Origin of the sequence: Nocardia fusca NBRC 14340 (genome assembly GCF_001618425.1) — a bacterium.
Lineage (GTDB): Bacteria > Actinomycetota > Actinomycetes > Mycobacteriales > Mycobacteriaceae > Nocardia > Nocardia fusca.
The window spans coordinates 211,284-220,793 of the sequence record NZ_BDCU01000018.1 but is presented as its reverse complement, the minus strand read 5'-3'; the positions used below and the strand labels follow the sequence as shown (position 1 = coordinate 220,793).

10 protein-coding genes are annotated in these 9,510 nt (G+C 69.7%); 3 read left to right on the top strand and 7 right to left on the bottom strand.

Going from position 1 to position 9,510, the window contains the following annotated elements:
• Positions 1-178 precede the first annotated feature (178 nt).
• Positions 179-799, top strand: coding sequence for a membrane protein YczE (gene yczE, locus NF4_RS10435; protein WP_063127370.1), 621 nt, complete (start codon positions 179-181; stop codon positions 797-799).
• Positions 800-908: 109 nt separating this feature from the next.
• Here the strand turns inward: yczE and NF4_RS10430 are convergent, their stop codons facing one another.
• The gene (locus NF4_RS10430; RefSeq protein WP_063127079.1) at positions 909-1,082 is read right to left on the bottom strand and encodes a CsbD family protein; all 174 of its coding nucleotides are present in this window, start codon (positions 1,080-1,082) and stop codon (positions 909-911) included.
• 277 nt (positions 1,083-1,359) lie between these two features.
• Between NF4_RS10430 and NF4_RS10425 the strand changes: the two genes are divergently transcribed.
• Entirely contained in the window at positions 1,360-2,397 is a 1,038-nt protein-coding gene (locus NF4_RS10425; RefSeq protein ID WP_232330398.1) for an acyl-CoA thioesterase, read from the top strand.
• A gap of 26 nt (positions 2,398-2,423) precedes the next feature.
• Here NF4_RS10425 and NF4_RS10420 read toward each other — a convergent pair whose 3' ends face one another.
• The gene (locus tag NF4_RS10420) at positions 2,424-4,382 is read right to left on the bottom strand and encodes a heavy metal translocating P-type ATPase (protein WP_157120221.1); all 1,959 of its coding nucleotides are present in this window, start codon (positions 4,380-4,382) and stop codon (positions 2,424-2,426) included.
• 132 nt (positions 4,383-4,514) lie between these two features.
• Between NF4_RS10420 and NF4_RS10415 the strand changes: the two genes are divergently transcribed.
• The gene (locus NF4_RS10415) at positions 4,515-4,877 is read left to right on the top strand and encodes an ArsR/SmtB family transcription factor (protein ID WP_030520078.1); all 363 of its coding nucleotides are present in this window, start codon (positions 4,515-4,517) and stop codon (positions 4,875-4,877) included.
• 183 nt (positions 4,878-5,060) lie between these two features.
• Here the strand turns inward: NF4_RS10415 and NF4_RS10410 are convergent, their stop codons facing one another.
• The 5 genes from NF4_RS10410 to NF4_RS10390 form a co-directional block, all read right to left on the bottom strand.
• Positions 5,061-5,831, bottom strand: a complete 771-nt coding sequence (locus NF4_RS10410) for a DUF6390 family protein (protein WP_063127368.1) — start codon at positions 5,829-5,831, stop codon at positions 5,061-5,063.
• A 2-nt stretch (positions 5,832-5,833) separates the two neighbouring features.
• On the bottom strand, positions 5,834-6,895 hold the full coding sequence (gene nicT, locus NF4_RS10405; protein WP_198165308.1) for a Nickel transporter NicT: 1,062 nt from the start codon (positions 6,893-6,895) through the stop codon (positions 5,834-5,836).
• 93 nt (positions 6,896-6,988) lie between these two features.
• On the bottom strand, positions 6,989-8,068 hold the full coding sequence (gene hypE / locus NF4_RS10400) for a hydrogenase expression/formation protein HypE (protein ID WP_063127077.1): 1,080 nt from the start codon (positions 8,066-8,068) through the stop codon (positions 6,989-6,991).
• Positions 8,061-9,173: a hydrogenase formation protein HypD gene (gene hypD / locus NF4_RS10395; protein WP_063127076.1), complete on the bottom strand. Its 1,113-nt coding sequence runs from the start codon at positions 9,171-9,173 to the stop codon at positions 8,061-8,063. Before hypD ends, hypE begins: the two co-directional genes overlap by 8 nt.
• On the bottom strand, positions 9,170-9,493 hold the full coding sequence (locus NF4_RS10390) for a HypC/HybG/HupF family hydrogenase formation chaperone (protein WP_063127075.1): 324 nt from the start codon (positions 9,491-9,493) through the stop codon (positions 9,170-9,172). Before NF4_RS10390 ends, hypD begins: the two co-directional genes overlap by 4 nt.
• Positions 9,494-9,510 lie beyond the last annotated feature (17 nt).

Here is a 9,510-nt window from a genome sequence, read left to right as displayed (position 1 = left end):
GCAGGCCTTCCCGGATCGACCCGGAGGAAAGGGAGGGCCGCGAGCCACTCACCCGGCCAGGCGAGTATCCAGTTGTACGCAGGTGGCTCTGTACGAAGGGGCCAGATACAGGAAAGCTCGTGCCGTGATCGGACGTCTCACCGCACTGTTCGCCGGGCTCTGGCTGTACGGCTTCTCGATGGCCGTGATGATCCGTGCCGCAGTGGGTTTGGACCCGTGGGACGTCTTCCACCAGGGGGTCACCCGGCAGGTACCGATGAGCTTCGGCACGGTGACCGTGCTGACCGGCGCGGTGGTACTACTGGCCTGGATTCCGCTGCGGCAGTGGCCCGGTGTGGGCACGGTGAGCAATGTGGTGCTCGTCGGTGTATCGGTCGACGCGGGGCTCTGGCTGATGCCGCACTGGGAGTCGGTGCCGGTCCGGGTGGGGGCGATGATGCTCGCGGTCGTGCTCAACGCACTGGCCAGCGTGCTGTACATCGGCGCGGGGCTGGGCCCGGGTCCGCGCGACGGTCTGATGACGGGGCTCGCCCGGCGGACCGGATGGTCCATCCGCCGGGTCCGGACGATCCTCGAGGTGTCGGTCCTGAGCGTCGGCTGGCTGCTCGGCGGCAGCGTCGGTCTCGGTACCGTGGTCTACGCGGTCGCCATCGGACCGCTGATCCAGCTCATGATCCCGCTGGTCGCCGGGCGGTTACCCGGATTCGATACCCCCTCGTCGCCCCGGCGGTCGCCGGACGCGGAGGCGACCCCCGGGCCCGCCGGGACCGAGGACGGGCCGCTCCCCTCCGGCGTGTGATCCCGGGTGATCCACCACCGCGTCCGTACGCCGGATCCGCGGCTCCGGGCCGGCCCGGACACCGAACGAGCGACGCCGGTGTCCCGGCGTCGCCCGTTCGCAGGTCCGATCAGTCGCGGAAGGCGTCCTTCACCTTCTCACCCGCATCCTTCAGATTGGACTTCGTCTGGTCGGCCTTGCCTTCGTTCTTCGTCTGCTCGTCGCCGGTGGCCTTGCCGAGCTTTTCCTTGGCCTGACCGGCGAGATCTTCGGCTTTGTTGTTGATCTTGTCCTTCGCACTCATCGCCTGTCCCCTCTCGTCGGATGCGACCGGCCGGCGGTCCGGCCGATCGTCGGGCGAATAACCACCGCGCGCCCCCTCAAACACCCACCCGAGCCATTTCCCGGGACACCGCGCCGCCCGTGTATCCCGCCGGGACCTGCGTACACCGGGCGAATCGCCGGGTTCCCGGCCGCGGGCGGTGTCCTACTCGCCCGTAGCGCCACACCTGCCTATTCTGCTCCGACGACAACGGAGTCGGGAACCATACCTCCCACCACCCGAGCAGATCGGCAGGCCCGTGAACGCCACAACCATCGACCCCCTCCCGACCCCGGCCGCATCCGGTAGACGGTCCGAGGCGATCCACCGCTTCCTCGTCAAACCCGCCGACGCGGGTATCGCGGGCGCGGTGGACGGCGGCAAGCTCCTCGAATGGATCGACAAGGTCGCGTATGCCGCGGCGGCCCAGTGGAGCGGCCACTACTGCGTCACCGCCTATGTGGGCAATATCCACCTCGACCGGCCGATCGCGGTCGGCGAACTGGTCGAGTTGCACGCGAACCTCGTCTATACCGGCCGGACGAGCATGCACATACTCGTCAGTGTCTACTCGACCGACCCCACCCGGCAGAAACCGGTCCAGACGGCGCAGTGCCTCACCATCTTCGTCGCCGTCGACGAAGCGCGGCGGACGGTCGCGGTACCCCAGTGGGAACCGGCCACGATTCTCGAATTGCAGCGCCATCGGCAGGCCCGGGCCCGGATCTCGGTCCGCAAGCGCATCGAGGAGGCCATGGCCGCGCAGCGCTACACCGCCGCCGGTACCGCCCCGAGCGCGACGCTGCGATTCCTCGCGGCACCCTCGGATATCAACTGGGGCGGCAAGGTACACGGCGGCCGCACGATGGGATGGATCGACGAAGCCGCCTATGTCTGCGGCGCCGACTGGGCCGGCCAGCATGTGATCACCTCCTACTTCGGCGGGATCCGCTTCTACCGGCCGATCGTCATCGGCCATATCGTGGAGGTCACGGCACGACTGATCCATACCGGCCCGCGCAGTATGCACATCAGCGTGCACGTGACCGCGACCGACCCGCATTCCGACGAACCGGCGCTCGCCGCGCACGGCCTGGCCGTGGTCGTGGCGGTGGACGCCGCCGGCAAAGCCCGGCACATCCAGCAATGGACACCGGTCTCCGACGAGGACCGGACCCTGGCGGCCCACGCCCGTCATCTCGTGGACCTGCGCGCCGAGGTCGAACCGTTCGCCACCGCAGCCGATCTACCGGCGGACGCCGAGCCCAGCCATTTCCGCGCGCCGATTCCGGGCTGAGTCCGGTCTGGGAGCGGGTGGCCTGGTCACGTCGCCGGAACCGCGGCCGGCCGGGCTCCCACGGCACGCCGCCAGGCGGCGCCGCGCAGCAGGCGCAGGCCGTTGAGACCCACGATGATCGTGGAGCCCTCGTGTCCCGCCACGCCGAGCGGCAGCGGCAGGGTGCCCACCAGGTCCCAGACCACCAGCACCGCGATGAAGGACGCGGCGATCACCAGATTCGCGACCACGATGCGCCGGGCCCGCCGGGCCAGCGCCAGCACCGCGGGGATGGCGGTGAGATCATCACGGACCACCACAGCATCGGCGGTCCGCAGCGTCAGATCCGAACCCGCGCCGCCCATGGCGATACCGGCGTGCGCGGCTGCGAGGGCGGGCGCGTCGTTGACCCCGTCGCCCACCACCGTCACCGCGGCGCCGCCGGCCCGCAGCTGCCGGACGGCGGCGACCTTGTCCGCGGGCAGCAACTCGGCCCGGATATCGGTGATGCCGACCCGGGCGGCCAACCGCTCGGCGGCCACTTGATTGTCACCGGTCAGCAGCACCGGGTTCGCACCGGTCAGCTGCCGCGACGCCGCGACCGCGGCCGCGGCTTCCGGGCGCATCTCGTCGGCGAGGGCCAGGACGCCGATCGGCCGGTGATCGCAGGTCACCACGACCGCGGTGCAACCACGCGCTTGCAGGGCCGCCGCCGCGGCCACGGCCGTCTCGGTATCCGCGCCGGGCGCGGCCTCCGCCGCCAGCGCCGCCGGTGACCCGACCCCGACGCGGTGGTCGCCGACGCGTGCGCTCACTCCACGACCCGGTTCGGCAGCGAATTCGCCGACCGCGGGCACGTCGAGCCCCCGCGCGCGAGCGGCCCGGACGAGGGAGGCGGCGAGCGGGTGTTCGCTGGGCCGCTCCACGGCCGCCGCGAGCCGCAGGACCTCGTCGGCGTCGAACGAGTCGGTCGTGCACCGTATCTCGACCAGCTCGGGAACGCCGCGGGTCAGGGTTCCGGTCTTGTCGAACGCAAGCAGGTCGGTGGTCCCGAGCCGCTCCATCACGACGGCGGACTTGACGAGTACCCCGTGCCGCCCGGCGGTCGCGACGGCGGCCAGCAGCGGGGGCATGGTCGCCAGCACCACCGCGCACGGGGAGGCCACGATCATGAAGGTCATCGCCCGCAGCAACGCCCGCTGCAGCGACTCGCCGAACAGCAGTGGCACCACGAATATCGCGACGGTGGCGGCCACCATCGCCACGGAATAGCGCTGCTCGATCTTCTCGATGAACAGCTGGGTGCGGGCCTTGGTGCGGCTCGCCTGCTCCACCAGGGCCGCGATCCGGGCGACGACCGAATCCTGCGCCAGACGGTCGACACGGATCCACAAGGCGCCGGTGCCGTTGAGGGTGCCGGCGAAGACCTCGTCGCCGACTGATCTGTCCACCGGCAGCGGCTCTCCGGTGATGGTGGCCTGATCGACCTCGCTTCCGCCGGCGACTACGGTGGCGTCGGCGGCGATCCGTTCCCCGGGGCGTACCACGACCGTATCGCCGATCTCGAGCTCGGCGACCGGGACCGTCTCCTCCTCGTCGTCGGCGGTGACCCGGGTCGCGGTATCCGGCGCCAGATCCAGCAGACCGCGTACCGAGTCCTCGGTCCGCGCGCTCGCGAAGGCCTCCAGCGCTCCCGATGTGGCGAAAATGACGATCAGCAGCGCACCCTCCCCTACCTGCCCGATCGCCGCGGCGCCCAGCGCGGCGGCCACCATCAGCAGATCCACGTCCAGCGTTCGCTCCCGCAGCGCCCGCAGTCCGGCCGCGGCGGGTTCCCACCCGCCCGCGGCGTAGCAGGCCAGGTACAGCGCCCACCACAACCAGGCCGGACCACCGGCCAGCTGCGTCGCGACTCCGGCCGCGAAGAGCACCACCGCTGTTGCCGCCCAACGGGTTTCAGGCAGCTCGAACAGTTTCGTCCGGCGCATGGTCACCGCGGCGGGCATGAGCGTCGAATCGGCGGGCGCGCGCGTCGGAACGGCCACAGGTCACCTCCACAGCAGGAACGAACGATTCACCGACCATAACAGAACACATGAAGACGTCTTCATTTATGCTGGTTGATATGCTGTCTGCTTATGGGACACGGGGTCGAAGGCCGGGACCGCCCGATCGCGCGGCTGGACGGGGACGCGGCCGCCCGTGTCGCGACCACTCTGCAGGCACTGGCCACGCCGAGCCGGCTGCTCATCCTGAGCGAACTGCGTCAGGGGCCCCTACCGGTGACCGAGCTGGCGACGGCGGTCGGAATGGAGCAGTCGGCGGTATCGCACCAGCTACGGCTCCTGCGCAACCTCGGCCTGGTCACCGGCGCCCGCAGCGGGCGCAGCATCGTCTACAGCCTCTACGACAGCCATGTCGCCCAGCTGCTCGACGAGGCGATCTACCACAGCGAACACCTCCGCCTGGGCCTCGCCGACCGCCCCGAAGCGGCCGGCTGAGCCCGGCCGGAACGAGCGGCCCGGCGCAGGTCTGGTCGCTGCGGTGCGGTACCGGCCCCGGCACGATCCCGCCGCGCTCGGCCACGTCCACGACGGCCGGATCGATCCCGCACATCTATAGGACGCGGTGCCGGTGGGCGCGAACAGCTACCGGCACACCCACACCTTCGTCATCGACGACGATCACCGGCGGTGGCCCACGCCGGTCGGTTGATATGCCAGCCTCCGGTTGGTGACCCGCAGCTGCCGAGCGGTCGTCACGGCGAGTGTGCGTAGTTGCACCGCGGTCAAGGGGCCGCACAGCCGGTCCCAGTGCAGGGCGACCAGCTGCCCCGGCGCCGCGTCGGGCACGGCGGAGTACCCGTCCTCCCACACCGGTACCGACAGCGCCGCCGGCGCGCTCAACCGCAACCGGCCCTCGTCGAAGTGCAGCCGGCGGCGCCGCACCGTCAGCTCGTCGCCGTGTCTGGCCGTCACTGTGCCCCAGCTGATCCGGCAGCAATCGAGCACCCGGATCGGCTGCTCCCCGCCGCGACCGAGCAGACGGGTCCAGGGATAGATACCGAAGACGTGGAAGCAGTGATTGGCCGCCGCCTCCCCGACCAGCGATTCCTCGGCGAGGTACTTCCAATAGTGTCCCGCGGCCGGGCCGATCACGGCGAGTAGCTCGGTGACGAATGCGTCCGGATCCAGTCCCGCGCCGACGCCGCCGCCGATCCAGTACGACTCGACGAGCCGGTGATCGAGCGGGTCGGCGATACCGGTCATGCGCGACATCACCCGCAGGTAGGGCCAGGCCCCGGTGAAACGGCGCGCCGCGGCCCGCACCCGGTCCGCGGCGCCGCCGCGCAGGGCCGATGTCTCGGCCGGGCCACAGTAGCCGAGCCGGTTGGGCGTGTAGGCATACCGGGCGAACATCTCGGTTCCCCGGGTGCTGCGGGCATCGGCGGACATGCTCACGGGTCCACCGGCACTCCGCGCCGCCACCGCTGCTCGACGTCGCCGAACCGCCAGACGGCCGCGGCGGCAGCCCAGGTCAGGACGAAGAGTCCGACGATGATGAATCCCATCGCACCGAGATCGAGCGCACCGATCCAGGCGAGCGGGCCGGTGGTGAGATCGAGCTTGTCGGTCAGGATGGAAATGATCTCCTGCGCCCCGATCACCAGGGCCACCGCGACCGACAGGCCCGTGACCACGAAGTTGTAGTAGATCTTGCGGACCGGGCCCGCGAACGCCCAGCCGTAGGCGAAGTTCATGAACGTCCCGTCCAGGGCGTCGAACAGCGACATACCCGCCGAGAACAGGACGGGCAGTACGAGAATCGCGTACCAGGGCAGATCGGTGGCCGCCGCGCCACCGGCGATCACGAGCAGACCCACCTCGGTGACGGTGTCGAAACCCAGTCCGAACAGCAACCCGACCGGATACATCTGCCAGGGCCGGCGCACCGCGCGCATCAGCGGACCGAAGACGCGGTTCAGTGCGCCGCGGTCGTCGAGCCGGCGTTCGAGTTCGGCTTCGTCGTACGCCCCGCCCCGCATACCGCGGAACACCCGCCAGATCCCGATCAGCGACATCAGGTTCAGCAGCCCGATCAGGATGAGGAAGGTACCCGAGACACCCGTGCCGAAAACGCCGGTCCACCGCTGCAACCGCGAATTGTCGTCCTGCAGATTGACCGCGAGCGCCTTCACTCCGGCCGCCAGCAGGGCGACCAGCACGAACACGATGGTGGAATGCCCGAGGGAGAACCAGAAACCGACCGATAGCGGTTTCTGGTTCTCCGCCACGAGTTTGCGGGTCGTATTGTCGATCGCGGCGATATGGTCGGCGTCGAACGCGTGCCGCATACCCAGGGTGTAGGCGGTGATTCCGAGACCCACACCGAAAACGGCGCCGTCCACGAGATAGCCCCCCGGGACCACCAGGAACAGCAGTGTCGCGAAGCCGATGAGGTGCAGGGCGAGGATCGTGAGAATCATCCCGGCGGCACCGCGGCGCTGCGCGGGGTCCAGATCCGACCATCCCGCTCGCAGGGCCGCCACCGATTTCCGCACCGTCGGTCTCCCTCGTTTCTTCCGGGCGGCGGTCCCCGCGGACCCGCCGTGTCAGCAGATCCGCGGCAACTGCTCTCCGGCGGGCAGATCGACCACCCGGGTACCGCCGAGCGCGGTGCGCGCCACCACCATTCCCGGATGCTCCTCGACACAGCGGCCGATCACCGCCGCATGCGCCCCGAGCGGATGGGCGCGCATCGCCGCCAGTACCCGCTCCGCGTCCGCGGGCGGTACGAAGGCGACCAGTTTGCCCTCGTTGGCGACATACATCGGGTCCAGGCCGAGCAGTCCGCAGGCATCGCGGACCGCCGCCGGTACCGGCAGTGCCGTCTCGTCCAGCGCGATGCCCGTCCCCGCGGCACGGGCGATCTCGTTCAGCGTCGCGGCCACCCCGCCGCGGGTCGGGTCGCGCAGCACGTGCAGATCCGCACCCGTTTCCAGCATAGCGGCCACCAGGCCGGCCAGTGGCGCGGTATCGCTGAGCACCGTCGTCCCGAACTCCAGGCCTTCGCGGCAACTCATCACCGCGATACCGTGCACCCCGATCTCACCACTGACCACGACGATATCGCCGGGGGCCGCGCGCTCGGGCCGGATATCGACGCCGTCGGCGAGGACACCGATACCGGCGGTGTTGATGAAGATGCCGTCGCCGTGCCCGGCGTCGACGACCTTGGTGTCGCCGGTCACCAGCGAGACACCGGCCGCCGACGCCGCGGTGCCGAGCGCCTCCGCCACGTGGGCGATCTCGGACAGCGCGGTGCCCTCTTCGAGAATGAAGGCGGTGGAGAGCACCAGGGGTCGCGCGCCGGCCATGGCCAGATCGTTGACGGTGCCGTTCACCGCGAGCTCGCCGATCGAACCGCCCGGGAATACGAGCGGTTTCACGACGAAGGAATCGGTGGAGAAGGCCAGGCGGGTGCCGTCGACCGTGACGACCGCGGAATCCCCCAGGCCGGCGTCGGCGGCGGCCCCGAAGGCCGGGAGGAAGAGGTGCTCGATCAGCTCACCCGACATCGCCCCACCACCGCCGTGACCCATCACGATGTTCGGCGCGTCGCGCAGCGGCATCGGGCAGACCCACGCGTCGGTATCGATCGTCACCGCCGGGGTCATCGGATCCTCACGCATGGGCCACCTCCGCGGGCTGGTCCAGCCGGCGGTACAGGTAGTAGGCGGCACACGCGCCCTCCGACGAGACCATGGTGGCGCCCAGCGGGTTGCGCGGTGTGCACTGGGTGCCGAACGCGGCGCATTCGTTGGGTTTGATCAGACCCTGCAGCACCTCCCCGGACCGGCAGATCGACGATTCGGCCGCGTGCAGTTCGCCCACCGCGAACCGGTGTTCGGCGTCGAAGTCGCGGTAGCGCGGCGACAGCCGCCACCCACTGTCCGGGATCACGCCGATCCCCCGCCAGGCCCGGTCGGTGACCTCGAAGACATCGTCGAGCATGGCCTTGGCCGCCGGATTCCCCGCCGCCGACACCGCGCGCGGATAGGCGTTCTCCACCTCGTGCCGGCCCGCCTCGAGCTGCGCCACCGTGCGACGGATGCCCTCGAGGATATCCAGCGGCTCGAAACCGGTGACCACCATGGGGACTCGGTAGCGCTCCGCCAACGGCGGATACTCCTGGGTACCCATCACCGTGCACACATGCCCGGCCAGCAGGAACGCCTGTACCCGGCACTGCGGCGATTCCATGATGGCGGCGATCGCCGGCGGCACCAGCACATGCGACACCAGCAGCGAGAAGTTCTCGATACCGAGGCGCTGGGCCTGGTAGACGGTCATCGCGTTGGCGGGGGCGGTGGTTTCGAAACCGATTCCGAAGAAGACCACCTGCCGGTCCGGGTTGGCCTTGGCCAGTTCGAGCGCGTCCAGCGGCGAGTACACCACCCGGACGTCCCCGCCTTCGCTCTTGACGTGGAAGAGATCCTTCTCGCTGCCCGGAACCCGCAACATATCGCCGAAGGAGCAGAAGATCACCCCGGACCGGGCGGCGATCGCGAGGGCCTTGTCGATGATCTCCAGCGGGGTGACGCACACCGGGCAGCCGGGGCCGTGGATCATCTCGATCCGGTCCGGCAGCAACTGATCGATTCCGTGCCGGATGATCGAATGTGTCTGGCCGCCACATACTTCCATCATCGACCACCGGCGGTCGGTGGTGGCGCGGATCCGGTCGAGAAGTTTCTTCGCCAATTGCGGGTCACTGAATTCGTCGAGATATTTCACGGCTCCTCCTCGGGGTCGCGCTGCCGTGGAGCTTCGGGGTTGTCCACTCCCGCTTGGGCCGCCGCGACGGCGAAACCGTCGGCGAACTCCTCGTTCAATACGCCGAGGTGTTCGAATTCGGCCAGGGTCGCCAGCGCCGATTCCTCGTCCAGCCGCTGGATGGCGAACCCGACGTGCACGACGACGTAGTCGCCGATCGCGGCATCCGGGATGTACTGCAGGCATACGTCCTTGTGCACGCCGCCGAAATCGACGACCGACATGAGGGTGCCGTCGCGCTCCTCGAGACTGAGCACCTTTCCGGGAACTGCCAGGCACATGATCGTCCTCCTTTCTG